A 17,269-nucleotide genomic window follows, 5' to 3' on the forward strand; every position below is an offset into this window, starting at 1 on the left:
AGTGGCTACCGCCACGCGCTGTTGAACAGTGTGCCTACGCCTGCGGCTTCAGCGTTGTCGACCACAACTCGGTGCCACGAGTGGTGAGCAGGCGGACGGTCATCTCGCGTGAGTCGCCGTCGATATCGACTTCGCCGAAGTGCTGGAAATCCTGTGTGGGGTCGGCGTTGGCATTGTCTTTACCCGGTGCGTGGACGTACTCCACCTTCGGCCCGAAGGTCGAATCCATTTCGTTGGGGCCGAAAGCGCCCGCGTGGAGAGGACCGGAGACGAATTCCCAGAAGGGTGCGAAGTCGGTGAACTGTGCGCGCTCTGGGCTGTAGTGGTGAGCCGCGGTGTAGTGCACATCGGCGGTGAGCCAGACGACATTTGAAACATCTTTAGTGGCGCTGAGCAGGCGGGCGATTTCACGTTCACGTCCTGCAGGTGCACCGGCGGCACCATTGGATACGCTTTCTTGGTCACCATCGTCGCCGTCGGGGACGATGATGCCAAGCGGTAGGTCATTAGCAACAATCTTCCACGTCGCGCGGGAGTCCTTGAGGGAGTCGATTAACCAGTTGGTCTGCTTTTCGCCAAGGATTGGTTCTTCAGTTGTCGAGCGCGGATTATTGGAAGTGTTTTCTCCCTTGTAACTGCGCATATCCAGAATGAATATGTCTAGCAACGGGCCGTAGGAAACCTTGCGGTAGACGCGCCCATCTACAGCCATTTGTTGATCAATTGGCTGCCACTCATGGAAGGCCTGGTAGGCACGCTTGGCCAGGGTGTTGACATCGCGCTCGGTATAGCGATCATCGTCTAGGACTTCGTTGGGGTACCAGTTGTTGACTGTTTCGTGGTCATCCCACTGGACTAGCTGCGGAACCTGCGCATTGAAGGCCAAGTAGTTCTTGTCCATGAGGTTGTAGGAGTACTGGCCCCGGTACTCTTCGAGAGTTTCAGCAACCTTGGATTTGGCCGGAGTGACATGGTTGCGCCACACAGTGCCGTCGGAAAGCGTGACGGATTCATCCAGCGGACCGTCGGCATAGCAGGTATCGCCTGAGTGAATGAATAGGTCTGGATTGCGCTCCATCATGGTGGAAAAGCCGGTGTATCCACCGATTTCGTCGTTAATTCCCCAACCCTGACCTGCGACATCGCCGGACCAGTGCAGGCGGATGTTGGATGCGCGGTTTGGGGCAGTACGGAAGGTGCCGATAACGGGATCAGAGCAGATTCCAGTATCTGCCTCTTCGAGCGTGACACGATAGAAGATTTCCTGCCCCGGTTCGAGACCGACGACACGTAGACGTCCGGTGCCGTCAGTGTCTGGAGTTAACAGAGAGTTACTGCGGAATACCTTGGCATTCTGGAAGCTCTCAGTTGCAGCAGTTTCAACCACCATATGGGCGGGGCGGTCTGAGCGAGCCCAAATCAATGCGCCGTCGCCGCGGATATCGCCACTTGCAACGCCGTGGGTGAGCTGTGGCCGAGAACGCAGTAACCCTGGGGAGGCCAGTGACGGCGAACCCGGTGTAGCTGAAGCCGCAGCTCTAGAGGCATGAGCGAGCGTGACTGAAGTGGCAAGTGCGGTGGATGCGCCTAAACGTAGAGCGCTGCGACGGGAAAGCTGCATGGAGTCGAACGATAGGTTTTCCACTTTGACGTTCAGTTAAACCAGCGTGAACTCGAAGGAAAAAGTCGCAATTACAGAACAAAGGCTTAGTTATTGAGAATGACTGGGCTTCCTTTTGTAACGTAGATAACCGACTTGGGAGGAATGTGTCTTCCGAGCTGTCTTTTCTGAGACAAACAATCTAGAAGTGAAAGGCGCTGACCCCGATAATGGGATCTACACAAACGCCACAAGTAAAAACGCAAGAAAAGAAGTCGGGCGGTTTTCTTAAGAACCTGCCGACCGACCCGTTGATCTTCACGACGGCGATGGGTTTCATTGTCCTCTTTGTGGCAGTGACCATAGCGCTGGGGGATACCGCTCGGGATGCCTACTCGGCCGCTTCCGATTGGGTTACGTCTAACATGGGCTGGCTGTTCATCGGTGGTGTCTCGGCAAGCTTTATCTTCCTCATCGGCTTGTTTGTGTCCCGCTACGGACGCATCCAGCTTGGCGATGATGACGAAGAGCCCGAATACACCATCGCCGAGTGGTTCGGCATGCTCTTCGCCGGTGGTACTGGCTCCATGCTGATGTTCTGGGGCGTGGCTGAACCGCTCAACCACGCTTACAACCCGCCGTTCGGTCAAGAGCCGATGAGCCGCGAAGCTCAGAACACTGCGATGGCATTTACCATCTACCACCTGGGTATTCACATGTGGGTCATCATGGCGCTGCCGGGGCTCGCGCTCGGGTACTTCATTTACAAGCGTCACCTGCCGCCGCGCGTCTCCTCCATCTTCGCGCCGCTGCTCGGTACCCGCATCTACTCATGGCCGGGCAAGCTTATCGACGCCGTCGCCATCATCGGTACCGTCGTCGGTATCGCGGTATCGGTGGGCATGGGTGCGCTGCAGATTAACTCCGGTGCTGCTCGTGTAATCGGTACCCCGGAAAACTCGATGGTGCAGCTCATTCTGATTGCCATCATTATTGTGATTGCCTCGATTTCCGTGGCCCGCGGTCTGGACAAAGGTATTAAGGTGTTGTCCAATGCGAACATTTGGGCCGCCATGGCATTGATGGTTTTCGTGCTGCTCATGGGGCCGACTTTGACGCTGCTGCGCCAGACCGTCGATACGACAGGTGTCTACTTGGATGCGCTGCCTCGCATCATGTTCTGGACTGACTCTTACGACGTCAACCCGAATTGGAAACAGGGCGCCTGGACGGTCTTCTACTGGGCCTGGACAATCTGCTGGTCGCCATTTGTGGGCATGTTCGTCGCCCGTATTTCCCGCGGCCGTACAGTCCGTCAGTTCATTGCCGGTGTGATTGCACTGCCGACAATCGTGTCAATCATGTGGTTCTCTATCTTCGGCCGCGCTGGCTTCGAACTGGAAAATGAGCAGCCCGGTATTCTGACCAAACCAGTTGTCGAGGGCGGAGACCCGTCACCGGCGCTCTTTATCCTCCTGGAGCAGTTCCCGTTGGCAACGCTTGTCAGTGTGTTTGCGCTCTTTGTGATTATGATCTTCTTCGTCACTTCCATCGACTCGGCTTCGATGGTGATGGACATGATGTCTACCGGTGAGGAAAACAAGGCTCCGACCTTCTACCGCGTGCTGTGGGGCGTCATGATTGGTGCAGTGGCAGCTTCTCTGCTGCTGATTTCTGGTGAAACCGCACTGGAAGCGCTGCAATCTGCGGTGATCGTCATCGGTGTACCGTTCTTCTTCCTCCACTTTGTGATGATGTACTCCTTGGTCAAAGGCATGAGTGATGACCACATGGCAGTGCGCAAGCCGGTTACCCGCCAGTGGGAGAAGACCGATACTCCAGAGAAGTTGGAGAAGCACGAAGCCGCACCCGCGCCGGGCTACGACGAAGAGGGCAATGAGCTGCCGCGCTTTGAGTACACCCACGATGAAGAGGGACGTCTGGTTATTCAGTCCGATGTGGTCGTTGAAGGTGAGTTTGAGTCTGGCGAAAAGTCGGAATCGGAGAGCCCAGAGGAGTCGGGGACGAAGTCTGAGTCATAGTAGAGCACGGTCGCAGTAGTGCCCGGCACTTGTGGCCACGCTATTCACCTATCGGTGCGCTGTAGCGTGGCCATCAGTGAGTAGTGCATCGATAAGAGCGAAGGCAAAGGCTGTAGCCAAATAAAAACGCCGCCCAGCGGAAACCTTTAGCAGTTTCCGTGGGCGGCGTCGCTGTGTTCGTCGTAAAGCAAGTGTGGCGTTAAGCCGTGATTAGCTCTACTCGTAGGTGCCTCGGAGGTCCTTGTAGTCCTCATCGTGCCAATCCACGTTGGCCTGGTCCTTGGTGGTGACACCGACGTCAGGCTGATGCGGGACCTTCGCAATGATGTTGCGGCGGGCGCGGCCGGCGCGGAGCTGGCTTTCGATACGCTCGGCAAGGTTGGCCAGGCCGAAGTTGATGGCAATGAGAATGATCGCCACGACGACCAGCGATGGAATCATGGCGCCGTAGTACTCGCCAAGCTGGCGGCCAGAGCGGACAACCTCGACGTAGCCAATCATGTAACCCAGCGCGGAGTCCTTCAGCGCAATGACCATCTGCGAGATAATCGCCGGCAGCATGGCGGCGACTGCCTGCGGCAGCAAAATAGTGACCATCGTCTGGCGGTGGGAGAGACCCAGCGCAATCGCGGCCTCACGCTGGCCCTTCGGCAGCGACTCGATGCCGGAGCGCAGTGTCTCGCCAATGACGGAGCCGTTGTACATGGTCAGGCCAAACACAACGGCGGCAAAGCCGAGGTAGTTCGACGGAAACAGCTGCCAAAGCGCGAACACCGAGTAGGCAAACAGCATGAGCACCAGCACCGGAATGGCGCGGAAGAACTCGACAATCACCGAGCACAGCCAGCGCACCGGTGCGACCGGGCTCAGCCTGCCGACGCCCAGGAGAGCGCCAATAACCAGTGCCAACACAATAGAGACGACAGCCGCGACAATGGTGCTGACCAGACCGGGCAGAATGTATGTGGTCCAGGTTGTGGATTCGAGGAAGAACGACCATTTATTGGCCTCGAACTGGCCCTTGTCGGCCAGCTTCATTCCCACCCAGGCGAGAATCGCAACGGTGATTGCGGCCACGATCCAGGTGAGGGTTCGGTTGAAGCGCTGAGCCTTGGGGCCCGGCGCGTCGTAAAGAACTGTTGCGCGAGTAGCCATTAGCGCTTCACCGCCCATCGCTTGCCAGCCCAGCCGAAGAACAGGCCGGTCGGCAGAGTCAGAATAATAAAGCCGACAGCGATGATGCCGAAGATAATCAGGATATCGCTGGCGTAGTTTTCGGTCATGGTCTTCATCAGCAGCGACGCTTCAGCCACACCGATTACCGAGGCAATCGTGGTGTTCTTGGTCAGCGCGATCAGGGTGTTGCCGAGCGGCACGATAGCGCCACGGAACGCCTGCGGGAAGATGATGTAGCGGAAGCTCTGGCCGAAGCTAAGCCCCAGGGAGCGGGCGGCTTCGGCCTGACCGAACGGCACAGTATTAATACCGGCGCGCAGGGACTCCGCAACGAAGCACGAGGTGTAGGCAACAAACGCCAACACCGCGAGACGGAAGTTCTGCTTGACAATGAAGGAGTCATTCTCCGCAGCCAGCAGCAGCCCCAAGTTGTAGTAGAGACCCATCGAGGCCAGCAGCACAATCAACGTCAGCGGGGTATTGCGGACAATGCTGATGTACCAGGTCGACAGGGTACGTAGGATTCCCACGGGGCTCACGCGCATAGCGGTGAGAAGCGTGCCAAAAATCAGGGAACCAATTGCCGAAGCAATCGTCAGTTTGATGGTTACCCAGAAAGCCGGAAGCAGTTCCGGCCCCATTTCACTCCATAGTTCTGGATTCATTGTTTGCTCGCACCCCTTCCTACTTCTTCTCTACGAACGACAGATCGCCGATTGCCGGCTTGTCGTCGAGCTCGAACTTGTCGCCCAAATGCTTCTTCAGGATCTTCTGAAGCTCACCGGTGTCGTACAGCGACTCCAGCGCCTCATTGATGGCCTCACGGCTGGCATCATCACCCTTGGGCAGGCCGATGCCGTAGTACTCATTGGTCCAGTAGGAACCATCGGGGTTGCGCAGCTCGACCACGCGGAAGTCGTCGCCGAAGCGCTCCTTGTAGCGCTGGGCGAAGCCCGCGAGAATAGTTGCATCGGTAGTCAGGGCATCGACGACACCCTGCTTCACACCTTCCGCGCACGCGGCGTAGGTATCGAACTCCTGCAGCTGCACCTCCGGTAGAGCGTCCTTGACTTTCTGCGCTGGGGTGGAGCCGGATACAGAACACAGGCGAGTGCCCGGGGCGACGTCGTCAAGCCCCTGGATACCCTCGGAACCGCGCACCAACAGTGCCTGGTGCGTGACCAGGTACGGGCCGGCGAAGTCGACGGCAGCCAGGCGGCCAGCGTTGATGGAGTAGGTGGCGGCGATCATGTTGACCTCGCCGTTGTTAATCAGCGTCTCGCGCTGAGCGGACGGGGTCTCGCGCCACTCCATCTCGGGCACATCCCAACCGTTCTTGTTGGCGATGTACTCAATGACGTAGCGGGAAACATCGTTGTCGACGCCCGCGAACTCACGGTCCGGGGTGCGCTCGCCGAGACCCGGCTGGTCAAACTTCGTACCCAGTGTCACGTGCCCGGCTTCGATATCGGCCAGCAGGTTTCGGGGTCCGCTGCTACCGCAGGCCGCGAGGCTCATTGTCGTGGCAACAGCTACGACAGCCGCCGCAACTCGCTTGCCGACGACACCTCGGCGGCCCTGGTTGCGACTGCGTCCCCGGCCTCCTCGTAATAGTGAAAGCTTCATGGTGACCAGCCCCGCCTAGTGTCCGACGATCTTGGCCAAGAAGTCCTTGGCACGATCGCTCTGCGGGTTGGTGAAGAAGGTCTCCGGGTCGGTGTCTTCGACAATCGCACCGTCGGCCATGAACAGGATGCGGTCGGCCACGCGGCGGGCGAAGCTCATCTCGTGGGTGACGCAAACCATGGTCATGCCGCCCTTGGCCAGGTCGGTCATGACATCGAGGACCTCGTTGATCATTTCCGGGTCGAGCGCGGAGGTGGGCTCGTCGAAAAGCATGACCTTCGGGTCCATGGCCAGGGCGCGTGCGATGGCGACGCGCTGCTGCTGACCGCCGGAGAGCTGCGCCGGGTACTTGTCAGCCTGTTCCGCAATGCCGACACGGGCGAGCAGCTTGTCCGCACGCTCGCGGGCCTCGGCTTTGGAGATCTTGCGGACCTTCAGTGGGGCCAACGTGACATTGTCGCGAATGGTCATGTGGCTGAAGAGGTTGAACTGCTGGAAGACCATGCCGACCTCAGCGCGCAGGCGGGTGAGTTCCTTACCTTCTTCGGGAAGGAGCTTGCCGTTGATGCGAATTTCGCCGCTGTCGATGGTTTCCAGGCGGTTGATGGTTCGGCACAGTGTGGATTTACCAGAGCCGGAGGGGCCGAGGATAACTACGACCTGGCCAGCTGGGATTTCCAGGTTGATGTCGCGCAAAGCGTGGTAATCGCCGTAGTGCTTGTTCACCTCGGCAATCGAAATCATGCTCTGTGGTGTGGATGATTCAGTCATGGGGGAAAGTATAGGTGACTCACGACACATAACTGCTATCGGTGTTCCTTGTCCGATATTCACCTGTAAAAAGTGACTGCACACCAATTAGTTCTAAAGATCCACGCGATGGCGCCTCGCAACAGGCTTGCGGCCATGCACGAACCAGTAGAAGACGGCCGCGAGAACCACCACGACCGCCAGGCCTGCGTACATCTTGTCGAAGCCCATAGTGGCGGCTACCGAACCAAGCACGATTGGGCCGAGGCCGATGCCCGCGTCGACAAGCAAGAGCAGCGTCGAGATGCCCGTGCCCAACTTGTGCGCCGGCGCCAGGTGCACAGAGATGGTCTGGCAGGCCGGCATCAGCGTGCCGTAGCCCAGGCCGCAGAGCGCACCGGCGGCGATAACGTGCCAGTCAGCGCTAGCGAAAGCCAGAACAAGCAGTGAGATGGTGAAGCACACCAGGCCGATGGCGATGACGGGGTTGTCGCCGCGGCGATCTTGTAGGCGTCCCAGTGAGAAACGCGCCGCCATCATCGCCACCGCATAGGCGATGAAGAAGAAGCTGGCGCCCCTAGTCAGGCCGCTCAGCTGCGAGTATCGGTTCAGGAATGTAATCACGCCCGCATACGCCAGGCCGACGAGCAGCATGAACAGGCCGATTGGCACCACTCTCGGCGTCATGATGTCATCGAAGGAAAACGTGCGCTTCGTCTCGCTTGCCGACGAGTCTTCGGTGGCCTCGTCCTTGGTTGCCACAGTGGCAGGCTCGTTGGGTTGTGGCAGAACGAGCGCCAGCACCAGTCCGACAATGGACAGGCCGAGGGCTGTGGCAAAGAGGACGCCGTAGCCGACCGAACCAATAAGGGCAAGGCCGAGAGCTGGGCCAATCGCTGTGGCCAGGGTGGTGCCGAGCGAAATGTAGCCAGTTCCCTCTGCGCGCCGCGAAGCCGGAATAGCGGTTTGGGCGGCGGCCATCACGGCGGTGGAAGCGAATGCGTAGGTCAGGCCGTGGATGATGCGGATTGCAATCAGGATCGGCAGGGATGCGGCCCACAGGTAGGCGGCACAGGCTGCCACGATGACAGCGAGCGAGCCAAGCATGATTCTGCGACCACCGAAGGTGTCCACCAAGTAGCCGGAAAAGAGACGAGCGATGGTGGCGCCGACCACGAAAGAACTGGCGGCGAAGCCACCGGCGGCATCGGAGGCGGAGAAGCGCTGGACGGCGTAGAGCGCCATGACCGTGATTGAAAGGTAGAACACCAGGTACATGCTGAAGTTAATCAGCCAGCTGATGATGAACGCGGGGGAGAAGAGCTTGTCCTGCCCGTGCTGCTCGTCCTGCTCGTTCTGTTTGTGCCTGTTCTGTGTGGTCGTATGCGTTGTCATGCTGAAGATACGGTCTCTTTTCTCGTTTGAAAACGATCGTGGAATTAGTGCTTTGGCGAAACTGCTTTCCGGCATTTGTATCATGCAAAAATGCAGTTAGGGCTCGAATTATAACAATTGGTTTGTATGATGCAAATGTGCTTTTTCGGCCTTAACCGCATCCGTGGCGCGCTAGAATAGGGGCTGTTCAGCAAACAGATACATCCCGCAGGCCCATTAAAGGGCCGACATAAAGGCGACAAGAGGATTGACTGCCACCGTGCGAAACGACGACCTGGCCGCGCTCGTTTACGAGAACATGCTGCTATCCCGGGTGAGCTCCAGCGGCTACCGACCACATCGTAAGGACATCCTGTTGGATCGCTCCGCCGCAGCACTGCTGGCTAGGCTGGAAGCACAGCCGGATATGACAGTCGCCGAGCTCTCCGATGCACTAGGGCTGGACATTTCTACAGTGCATCGCCAGCTGGCCGCCGCCATGCGGCAGGGGTATATCGCGAAGAGGTCCGCGCCGTCGTCAAGCGCGAAGGTGCATAGCGCGACCGACAAGGGGCTAGAGCTGCTGCACCGGGAGATTGAGGCGCGTAAGAATACCGTCGATGACATTACGCATGGCTGGGAAGACTCGGAGCTCGCGGAGTTCGTGCGATTGATGCGCAAATTCAACGAGGGCGTGGAAGAAATGCGTGGTCATCCATGGCCTAGATAACCGCGGATGCAGTGGTCATGGAATACTTGAGGGCGTGGCTGAGAAAAAGAAGATCGCAAACGTCCTTGCTAACCGATACGCCTCTGCGACTCTGGCTGAGTTGTGGAGCCCTGAGTACAAGATCATCCTCGAGCGCAAGCTCTGGATTGCCGTTCTGAAGGCTCAGGTCGCTCGCGGAATTGAGGTGCCGGAGGGCACTATCGAGGCGTATGAGAAGGTCATCGACCAGGTTGACCTCGACTCCATTGCCGCCCGTGAGCGTATTACTCGCCACGATGTGAAGGCTCGCATTGAAGAGTTCTGCGACCTGGCTGGCACCGAGCACATTCACAAGGGTATGACCTCGCGTGACCTGACCGAAAACGTTGAGCAGCTGCAGGTTCTGCAGTCGCTGAAGGTCGTGCGCGACAAGGCCGTTGCCGTTGCCGCCCGCACTGCGGAAAAGGCCTCCGAGTACCAGTCGCTGGTGATGGCAGGTCGCTCCCACAACGTCGCCGCACAGGCAACAACCCTGGGTAAGCGCTTCGCCTCTGCTGCGGACGAGATGCTGCTGGGCATCGAGCGCGTAGAAGACCTGATTTCCCGCTACCCACTGCGTGGCATCAAGGGCCCGATGGGTACCGCCCAGGACATGCTGGATCTGCTTGACGGTGATGAGTCCGCACTGGCCTCCCTCGAAAACGAAATCGCTGAAGGCCTCGGCTTCGACCGCGTCTTTGACTCCGTTGGTCAGGTCTACCCGCGCACCCTCGACTTCGACGCTCTGTCCGCACTGGTCGAGCTGGGCGCAGGCCCGGCGTCGCTGGCCACCACCATCCGCCTGATGGCCGGTAATGAGACCGTCACCGAGGGCTTCAAGGAAGGCCAGGTCGGCTCTTCCGCCATGCCGCACAAGATGAACGCCCGCTCCTGTGAGCGCGTCCACGGTTTCCAGGTCATCCTGCGTGGTTACATGACCATGCTCTCCGAATACGCCGGTACTCAGTGGAACGAAGGCGACGTTTCCTGCTCCGTGGTTCGCCGCGTTGCACTGCCGGATGCTTTCTTCGCCATGGACGGCATGTTCGAAACCTTCCTCACCGTCCTGTCCGAGTTCGGTGCATTCCCGGCCATGATCGACCGTGAGCTGGAGCGCTACCTGCCGTTCCTGGCTTCCACCAAGATCCTCATGGCAGCCGTTCGCGCTGGTATGGGCCGCGAGGAAGCCCACGAGATCATCAAGGAGCACGCCGTCGCCACCGCACTGGATATGCGCGAAAAGGGTGCTGAGCAGAATCTCACTGAACGTCTCGCTGCAGATGAGCGTTTCCCGCTGGATGCCGCAGGGCTTGCCGACGCTCTGGCGAACCGCCATGCGTTCATCGGTGCCGCGGAATCCCAGGTTGACCGCGTAGTTGCACGTGTGCAGGCTGTCGTGGACAAGTACCCAGAGGCCGCGGCCTACAAGCCGGGCGAGATTCTGTAGCTTCGCGAGCGTCACGCGCGAAACACGTAAACGAAAAAACGTAAAGACGTAAGGTCCCTTGAAAAACTCTGTCACGTTGGTGGCAGAGTTTTTCTTTGTTTGTTGACGAAAGCACCAGTGAGCAGCCAAGTTCCTCGGTACGATGAGCGATAAGCATCGAAACCTCTACTCGAAAGGTGCCCGACGTGACATCGGCTGTTAGGACTTCGCTTTCTCGCCCAGGTGCCACATTGAATGTGCTGCGCTGGGTTCCAGAAAATGACAAGGGCGCGCCCATTACTCCTAAGGGAGTGGTGCAGATTGTCCACGGCATGGTCGAGTACGCCAACCGCTACGCCAAGTTCGCCGAGTACCTCGTATCCCAGGGTTATGCCGTCGTCGCGCACGACCATCGCGGCCACGGTATGACCAAGACGGATGCTGGCATCCCGGGCTTCTTCGCTGACTACGGTGGCTGGAACCTGATTCTCGAAGACCTCCACGCGGTGCGCCAGTACGTTGATGCAGAATTCCCAGGTAGCAAGCACTATATTCTCGGCCACTCCATGGGGTCGCTTCTGACTCGTAACTACATCGCCAAGTACGGCGAGGGGCTCACCGGTGTCATTATCATGGGCACTGTGTCGTGGCCAGGGGCTAAGGGCGACGCGGGAATGAAGGTGGCAAACCTGCTGGCTAAGATTCGTCCTACCGCGCCGGGCAAGCTGCTCAACACTCTCACCTTTGCTGATTACAACAAGGACTTTGAGCGCCGCACTAAGTTTGATTGGCTCACCCGCGACCACAAGATTGTCGATGCTTATATTGCGGACGACAAGTGTGGTTTCGTTCCCACCAATGCCTTTTTCCGCGACCTTCTCGTCGGCACGCACTACGCGAACTCGCCTGAAGCCTATGAGAAAGCGCCTGATGAGCTGCCGCTTTTCGTGGTTTCCGGTGCCGTTGATCCGGCGGGTGGCGCTGCCTGTGTGACTGAGGTCGTGGGCAAATACCTGAACGCGGGCAAGAAAGACGTGCGCTTTAAGGTCTATCCGGATGGTCGCCATGAGATTCTCAACGAGTTGAATAAGGAAGAGGTCTACTCCGACATTGTGGCGTGGTTGGAGTCCCGCTAGGGGGAGCTGGTTAATAGACAAAAAGTATGCCCGTTCGGTGGGGTCGACCGGTGGGCATCTTTTGCTACTTATCCCAATGCGAGTTACTGACTGCGTTTATGTCAGCGGCGGCAGGGCGATGCAAGTTACTGACTGCGTTTATGACAAAAATGGCCTGAAAAATTGCCTGAAAGTGTCATAAACTCATACAGTTTCACATTTGCAGCCCGTAATCATATTTGGCGCCCGTAATTTTTGGGGTCTGCCCAGTCATTATCTTGAGAATCAGACATACTTTTGTCATGTAACGTTCTTTTTACGCTTGAAGATTTACGCTTGAAGAAAAGGAACCGACCACATGATCAGAAGAAGACAACTCTCAGCGGTCGTGCTCACCATCTCCATGCTGCTGGTGCTCGTAGGCTCTTTTGCGGGAATCACAACAGGGCGTGCACAGGCGCAAGAGGCCGCGAGTACTATCTCGCCAACCATGGTGATCCTGGATGCTTCAGGGTCAATGCTTGCCGACGACGCGGGCGGCCAGACCCGAATGGAGGCAGCGAAGACTGCCACGAGTAAGTTCGCGGGATCGGTGTCAGAGGACTCCGAAATTGGGTTCATGGTCTACGGCACGGAAGTTGGCAATTCGCCGGAGGAGCGGGAAGCTGGCTGTCAGGACATCACCACGCTGCTGCCCGTGCAGGCGGGTAACTCGGCGAAGATTCCTGCTGAAGTAGGAAAGGTCCAAGCCTCCGGCCACACCCCGATGGGGCCTGCGCTGCGTCAGGCTGCCGATGAGTTGCCGAAAGAAGGGCAACGTTCGATTGTGTTGGTCTCCGATGGTGAGGACACCTGTGCTCCGCCACCGGTGTGCGAGGTAGCCAAGGAACTCAAGCAGCAGGGCATTGACCTGGTCATCAACACAGTTGGTTTCCTTGTTGATGCAGGTGCACGTGCTGAACTGGAGTGCATTGCTGAGGCCACTGGCGGTGAGTACCTGGACGCCCAGGACTCCGATTCGCTGGCTGAGTCCATGAAGACGCTGGCGACCCGCACCGCACGCACCGCGCAGTCCAGCGCGCAAGAGATACAGGGCGGCGACGCTCCTACGAGCGCTACCAAGGTGCCTGCCGACGTGGAAACGTTCTCGACCAAGCTGCGGGAAAAGACTCCTGAGTCCGAGCGCAGCATCGGTAATCAGGAAGGCGACGGTGCTGAGTACTTCTCCGTCCCGGTTGCTGAGGGAGAGCGGCTTGCAATTAGTGCGGCTACCGTGCCGGGAGCGTCGTCAGGCGCGACGTTGATGGACCTAGATGTTCGTAACTTCGCGCTCACTATGCATTTGGATGACAGCAGTTGCTTCCTGGCCAATGATTTCGGCAATGGCATCATCGACTCCAATGGCCCCTTTTTCGCATCGATAACAACCAAGCAGTCCGGGGGAGCTGAGGGGGACTGTAAGCCGGGCAATGTGGTGTTCTCCGTGGCTCGGAAAGGCGGCTCCTTCGAGGGCCAGGACATTCCTGCAGAAGTAACCATCAAGCGTTTCGCCAACGAAAACCTGATTGATGTGCCGGAGGCGTTCCCGTCCGACAAGGAGAGCTTGAACCCTCCGCCCGCGACACCGGAAGCAGATCAGGCTAAGAAGGTCACCCCAGGTTCGTGGTTCGATGACGCCACGGAACTTACTGCCGACAACATCAGCAGCGTCACGGCCGACATTGTTCCTGGTGAGACGCACGTGTACAAGATCAAGTCCGAGTATGGGCAGCAGCTCCGCGGCGCCGTCAAACTCATTGACGCCCCAGAAGCGGACAAGCTTGCACAGATCTCCGGCCTGGATATCAAGACGCTGAACTCGGCACGCCAGCTCGCCGGCAGCGAGGAAAACCGTCCGGCCAATGAACACCAGATCGGTGAAGAGACTACATTTGGTAACTCGGCCCGGATTAACTATCGCAATCGGATCGGCGAAGATAGTGAAAAGTCGGGCGATTACGAGGCTGAAAGAGCCTGGTTGGATGGCGACCAGTACATCGTTGTCTTCTTCAACAACAGCTGGGGTGCCGGTCAATCCCACGATGTCGCGGGTGTTCAAAACGTCCCGGTGACTTACCAGCTGACCACGGAGTTGGTCGGCGAGAAGATTCCGGGCCCAGCTTTTGAACAGGTCGCGCACAAGTCGCCAAGTAGCGAGGCCCCGACTAGTAGCCAGCAGAATCCGAAGGGCACCGAAGAAAACGAGGATGACGGCTCTTCCAACATGATGTGGTTCTCTATTGGTGCAGTTCTGTTAGCCGTCGTCGGCGCGGCAATCGCGTTGACCCGTAAGTAACGCTAGAGCGTCCAGTACACGCCGAATCGGTCAGGCTTGACGACGGCTTCCGTGCCCTCGGCAACCTCAGCGCCTGTTAGGCCAAGCGCTTGGCAGGCGCTTTCGACCTCTTCGGCCGAATCGCTGGAGAGGCGCATCGCCACACCGTCGCCGAAGGTGAAATTGTGCATGCCCGGCGAGTCGAGCGTCATGAAATTCCCTGACCCGAAAAGCCGGTTGTATACCTCGGTGGCGGCGGCAGCCTGTGGTTCGTCGCCTGTCCACATGAAGTAGGGAATAACGGCGGGATTCGCTGTCTTTGCGGCAGCGTCCGTGCTTGCAGCCCCGCTGGTTAAGGAATCAATCATCAGTTGCCAGTTGACCCCATTGCCGTCGACCAACCAGCCAAAGAGCGGCGAGAAATCGTAGCTGGTCAGGGGCATGAGCGTAGCACCACCGCTGATGGTTTCATCACCCGCCATCAGATGCTCCCACAGTCTGCGCAGCTGGTTTTCCTGACCAGGGGCAAATCGCACCATAAAAGACACAGCGGGGGTTAATCGGCGGTTCCCGTTCTCAATGAGTTCAAAGTCCATCCCGCCGATGGTGAGCGTGGTGGAGTTGGGCTTGATGTTGGAGTGAAAACCTTCGGCGTAAAACCGCGCAGCGGCGCGGGGGTCGTCGTTAAGCGCGATCACGGCCGAGATAGAAACAGTCATGAAAATGAGCCTAACGACGAGCGCCTAACCGCGCAGAGAACGCAGCGTTTGATCCTAGTCAGTGAAGAATCTTCATACGGCGATATCCCCAGTAACGCTGCGCTGATTAGGGGATTTCAGTTAGTGGCGTGGGCTCTGCTCGCGAACTAGGTCTGCAAATCTGTTGATGTAGTCGCGAACAAAGTCCTCAGTGCTTGACGACGTGAATTCTCCTTGTTCGTCAATGAGTGTTGGCGATTGTCCCAGGAAGACCTCTGGCTGACCGAGCATCGGCATGTCGAAGTACGACAGCGCGAGTCGCAAGTTCTTCTGAGAGCTATAACCGCCCATACGGCCGACGGAGTGGCTGATAATTCCCGCGGGCAGGTTCTTCCATGCCACATCACCGTTGGGCTTAGATCCGATGTCAACGGCATTCTTCAGAGCTGCAGGAATTGTGCGGTTGTTTTCTGGGGTGACAAATAGGATGCCATCGCTGGCTTTAATGGTTTCCCGGAAACTGGTGTATTCCGCGGGAGTCGCAATATCGGACACTGCGGGGTCGTCGTAGTCGAAGTTGTAGAGAGGGAGGTCACGAATCTCGACGATGTCGACTTTGAAGTCATCGGGGAAGTACGTGGCTGCCTTGAGTGCAATCTTTCGTGCATAGGAGGCTCGACGCAAGCTTCCTACCAGGATAGAAATCTGTGCAGTCATGCGAATGTTCCTTTCTTAGGATGTATGGGGAAAGACGTGGATTTAGAAATCCCAGTCTTCATCTGCGGTGTCTTCGGCTTTTCCGATGACATATGCGGAGCCGGAACCGGAGAAAAAGTCGTGGTTTTCATCTGACCCCGGGGTGAGGGCGGCGAGAATTTCGGGCTTGAAGGCGGTCTCTTCATGGTTAAACCGCTGCGGGTATCCCAAGTTCATGAGCGCTTTGTTGGCGTTGTATCGAATGAAGTTGGCAACGTCGTCGTAGAGCCCGAGTGGTTGGTATAGGGCTTCGGAGTACCTCAGTTCGAGCTGGTATAGATCATCGAGAAGTTCGAAGACGAAAGCCTTCATCTGCGTTTGCGTGGCGGTGTCGTAGGTTTCTACGCCTCGCTGGAATTTGTAGCCGGAGTAATAGCCGTGAACAGCTTTGTCACGCAGAATCAGGCGCACCATGTCGGCGGTATTGGTCAGGATGCCACGTGATGCGAAGTGCAGCGGGAGGTAGAAGCCGGCGTAGAGCGAGAAGGACGAAAGAAGCGTTGCTGCCGCCTTTCGCTTGAGTGGAACGTCGCCGTAATAGTGTTTGAGCACAGCTTTTGACCGAGCCTGCAGGATGTCATTGGCGACTGCCCATTGGTAGGCAGCGTCGATGTCAGGGGTATTGGATAGCGTAGAAAATACTGAAGAATAAGACTTTGCATGCACTGCTTGCATGAAAGCGATATTCGTGTAGACGGCCTCTTCATGTTCGGTGCGGGCATCTTGAATTTGGGAAATCTCCCCGACAGACGCCTGGACTGTGTCGAGCATGGTCAGTCCGGTGAAGACCTTCATGGTCAGCTCGCGTTCTAGATCGGTGAGACGTCGCCAGTCTGCAAGGTCATTGGACAGCGGAACTTTTTCGGGCAGCCAAAAATTTGCTGTTAGGCGATTCCACACTTCGAGATCTTTATCATCTTGCACTCGGTTCCAGTTGATTGGCCGAAGGCGGGCAGCTGGGTCCTTTCGAAAAGACGGTGGCGTAGTTGAATAGCTGTAGATGTTCAAGAAGTAGCGCTCCTCCAGAATTTTTCCAGGCCCTCTTTGACGTTCTCCACATCGTGGTCTGTCCCCAGTAGCTCATAGTGGTATAGCTCCGGAACCTGGCATTTTGCAGAAATGATGGCTCCGGCTATGCAAAAGTCGGTGCCGAAATTTGTGTTGCCCGAGGTGATGACACCGCGGATGAAACTCCTGTTGGTTTCGTCGTTGAGAAAAGCGATGACTTGCTTAGGTACCGCGCGGCGCCGACATCCGCCACCATAAGTCGGTGTGATCAGGACAAATGGGCTGCAAACGCGAATCATTCCGTCTTTTCGCGGATGTAACGGGATGCGTGCTGCTGGTTGAGCCAGCTTTTGGACGAACCGGTGAGTGTTTTCAGAAGCACTGGAGAAGTACACGATTCGGGGTGACTCCTCCGGTGGGAGTTCCGTGAAAGTCAGCGGCGTCTTCGATGATGAAGACACTCGATTACCTCCTATGTTCAATGGATTGAACATAAAATAGAGGAGTGAATGGGGTGTCAACAAGGCGTTGCCTACATGCGGTTGAAAAGTGCTTAGTCACGCAATTGCGAAGTAAAGCCGCGACTCTTCATTAACGGCGGAAAAACCCAGCAGCTGATCTTCAAGGCGGGAAAGT

Annotated in this window: 16 protein-coding genes; 6 read left to right on the forward strand and 10 right to left on the reverse strand. The window is 57.4% G+C overall.

The genetic code is table 11. The annotated features are described in order from the left end of the window. Nucleotides 1–34 precede the first annotated feature (34 nt). On the reverse strand, nucleotides 35–1,621 hold the full coding sequence (locus CRD13_RS07975; protein ID WP_187401511.1) for an alkaline phosphatase: 1,587 nt from the start codon (nucleotides 1,619–1,621) through the stop codon (nucleotides 35–37). A gap of 209 nt (nucleotides 1,622–1,830) precedes the next feature. On the opposite strand from CRD13_RS07975, the gene CRD13_RS07980 reads away from it, so the two are divergent. Continuing rightward, nucleotides 1,831–3,642, forward strand: coding sequence for a BCCT family transporter (locus CRD13_RS07980; RefSeq protein WP_083327222.1), 1,812 nt, complete (start codon nucleotides 1,831–1,833; stop codon nucleotides 3,640–3,642). Nucleotides 3,643–3,858: 216 nt separating this feature from the next. Here the strand turns inward: CRD13_RS07980 and CRD13_RS07985 are convergent, their stop codons facing one another. Genes CRD13_RS07985 through CRD13_RS07995 form a run of 3 tightly spaced genes read right to left on the reverse strand, consistent with a single transcriptional unit; the run spans nucleotide 3,859 to nucleotide 6,336 of the window. Next, on the reverse strand, nucleotides 3,859–4,797 hold the full coding sequence (locus CRD13_RS07985) for an amino acid ABC transporter permease (protein ID WP_016421416.1): 939 nt from the start codon (nucleotides 4,795–4,797) through the stop codon (nucleotides 3,859–3,861). Further along, nucleotides 4,797–5,483: an amino acid ABC transporter permease gene (locus tag CRD13_RS07990; RefSeq protein ID WP_042388211.1), complete on the reverse strand. Its 687-nt coding sequence runs from the start codon at nucleotides 5,481–5,483 to the stop codon at nucleotides 4,797–4,799. Before CRD13_RS07990 ends, CRD13_RS07985 begins: the two co-directional genes overlap by 1 nt. Nucleotides 5,484–5,502: 19 nt before the next feature. Beyond that, nucleotides 5,503–6,336 (reverse strand): glutamate ABC transporter substrate-binding protein, encoded by an 834-nt coding sequence (locus CRD13_RS07995; protein ID WP_370549719.1) that lies wholly within the window; start codon nucleotides 6,334–6,336, stop codon nucleotides 5,503–5,505. Here CRD13_RS07995 and CRD13_RS11155 point away from each other — a divergent pair. Then, nucleotides 6,271–6,429 (forward strand): hypothetical protein, encoded by a 159-nt coding sequence (locus CRD13_RS11155; RefSeq protein ID WP_370545917.1) that lies wholly within the window; start codon nucleotides 6,271–6,273, stop codon nucleotides 6,427–6,429. The two genes, CRD13_RS07995 and CRD13_RS11155, sit on opposite strands and share 66 nt — an antisense overlap. A 30-nt stretch (nucleotides 6,430–6,459) precedes the next feature. On the opposite strand, the gene CRD13_RS08000 is transcribed toward CRD13_RS11155, so the two are convergent. Both CRD13_RS08000 and CRD13_RS08005 read right to left on the reverse strand, forming a co-directional pair. Continuing rightward, nucleotides 6,460–7,188, reverse strand: coding sequence for an amino acid ABC transporter ATP-binding protein (locus tag CRD13_RS08000; RefSeq protein WP_042388208.1), 729 nt, complete (start codon nucleotides 7,186–7,188; stop codon nucleotides 6,460–6,462). Between the two features lie 120 nt (nucleotides 7,189–7,308). Then, nucleotides 7,309–8,589, reverse strand: a complete 1,281-nt coding sequence (locus CRD13_RS08005; protein WP_070429294.1) for an MFS transporter — start codon at nucleotides 8,587–8,589, stop codon at nucleotides 7,309–7,311. 259 nt (nucleotides 8,590–8,848) lie between these two features. Between CRD13_RS08005 and CRD13_RS08010 the strand changes: the two genes are divergently transcribed. From CRD13_RS08010 to CRD13_RS08025, 4 genes are all read left to right on the forward strand, one after another. Then, the gene (locus CRD13_RS08010; RefSeq protein ID WP_049172172.1) at nucleotides 8,849–9,298 is read left to right on the forward strand and encodes a MarR family winged helix-turn-helix transcriptional regulator; all 450 of its coding nucleotides are present in this window, start codon (nucleotides 8,849–8,851) and stop codon (nucleotides 9,296–9,298) included. 34 nt (nucleotides 9,299–9,332) lie between these two features. Next, nucleotides 9,333–10,763: an adenylosuccinate lyase gene (gene purB, locus CRD13_RS08015; RefSeq protein WP_069359129.1), complete on the forward strand. Its 1,431-nt coding sequence runs from the start codon at nucleotides 9,333–9,335 to the stop codon at nucleotides 10,761–10,763. A gap of 185 nt (nucleotides 10,764–10,948) precedes the next feature. Continuing rightward, a complete protein-coding gene (locus CRD13_RS08020) occupies nucleotides 10,949–11,878 on the forward strand; it encodes an alpha/beta fold hydrolase (protein ID WP_049193820.1) in 930 nt (309 codons plus the stop codon). Between the two features lie 337 nt (nucleotides 11,879–12,215). Further along, a complete protein-coding gene (locus CRD13_RS08025; protein ID WP_016421407.1) occupies nucleotides 12,216–14,192 on the forward strand; it encodes a VWA domain-containing protein in 1,977 nt (658 codons plus the stop codon). A gap of 2 nt (nucleotides 14,193–14,194) precedes the next feature. On the opposite strand, the gene CRD13_RS08030 is transcribed toward CRD13_RS08025, so the two are convergent. The 4 genes from CRD13_RS08030 to nrdI all read right to left on the reverse strand — a co-directional run bounded on the left by CRD13_RS08030 (nucleotide 14,195) and on the right by nrdI (nucleotide 17,094). Continuing rightward, nucleotides 14,195–14,890: a VOC family protein gene (locus CRD13_RS08030; protein ID WP_049173075.1), complete on the reverse strand. Its 696-nt coding sequence runs from the start codon at nucleotides 14,888–14,890 to the stop codon at nucleotides 14,195–14,197. A 120-nt stretch (nucleotides 14,891–15,010) separates the two neighbouring features. Beyond that, the gene (locus CRD13_RS08035; protein WP_016421405.1) at nucleotides 15,011–15,586 is read right to left on the reverse strand and encodes an NADPH-dependent FMN reductase; all 576 of its coding nucleotides are present in this window, start codon (nucleotides 15,584–15,586) and stop codon (nucleotides 15,011–15,013) included. A 42-nt stretch (nucleotides 15,587–15,628) separates the two neighbouring features. Next, the gene (nrdF, locus tag CRD13_RS08040; protein ID WP_080971523.1) at nucleotides 15,629–16,633 is read right to left on the reverse strand and encodes a class 1b ribonucleoside-diphosphate reductase subunit beta; all 1,005 of its coding nucleotides are present in this window, start codon (nucleotides 16,631–16,633) and stop codon (nucleotides 15,629–15,631) included. Continuing rightward, nucleotides 16,630–17,094 carry a class Ib ribonucleoside-diphosphate reductase assembly flavoprotein NrdI gene (nrdI, locus tag CRD13_RS08045; protein ID WP_080971522.1) on the reverse strand — a complete coding sequence of 155 codons (465 nt, stop codon included), beginning with the start codon at nucleotides 17,092–17,094 and terminating at the stop codon, nucleotides 16,630–16,632. The genes nrdF and nrdI overlap by 4 nt, the downstream gene beginning before the upstream one ends. Nucleotides 17,095–17,269 lie beyond the last annotated feature (175 nt).

This window comes from Corynebacterium sp. LK26 (assembly GCF_014335085.1).
Taxonomy (GTDB): Bacteria; Actinomycetota; Actinomycetes; order Mycobacteriales; family Mycobacteriaceae; genus Corynebacterium; species Corynebacterium jeikeium_D.

Bases quoted from the DNA above. Each gene is read 5' to 3' on its own strand.
- CRD13_RS07985 (WP_016421416.1), bottom strand. From the start codon at position 4,797: ATGGCTACTCGCGCAACAGTTCTTTACGACGCGCCGGGCCCCAAGGCT.
- CRD13_RS08000 (WP_042388208.1), bottom strand. From the start codon at position 7,188: ATGATTTCGATTGCCGAGGTGAACAAGCACTACGGCGATTACCACGCT.
- CRD13_RS07980 (WP_083327222.1), top strand. From the start codon at position 1,831: ATGGGATCTACACAAACGCCACAAGTAAAAACGCAAGAAAAGAAGTCG.
- CRD13_RS08025 (WP_016421407.1), top strand. From the start codon at position 12,216: ATGATCAGAAGAAGACAACTCTCAGCGGTCGTGCTCACCATCTCCATG.
- CRD13_RS08005 (WP_070429294.1), bottom strand. From the start codon at position 8,589: ATGACAACGCATACGACCACACAGAACAGGCACAAACAGAACGAGCAG.
- CRD13_RS08035 (WP_016421405.1), bottom strand. From the start codon at position 15,586: ATGACTGCACAGATTTCTATCCTGGTAGGAAGCTTGCGTCGAGCCTCC.
- CRD13_RS07995 (WP_370549719.1), bottom strand. From the start codon at position 6,336: ATGAGCCTCGCGGCCTGCGGTAGCAGCGGACCCCGAAACCTGCTGGCC.
- CRD13_RS07990 (WP_042388211.1), bottom strand. From the start codon at position 5,483: ATGAATCCAGAACTATGGAGTGAAATGGGGCCGGAACTGCTTCCGGCT.
- CRD13_RS08030 (WP_049173075.1), bottom strand. From the start codon at position 14,890: ATGACTGTTTCTATCTCGGCCGTGATCGCGCTTAACGACGACCCCCGC.
- CRD13_RS07975 (WP_187401511.1), bottom strand. From the start codon at position 1,621: ATGCAGCTTTCCCGTCGCAGCGCTCTACGTTTAGGCGCATCCACCGCA.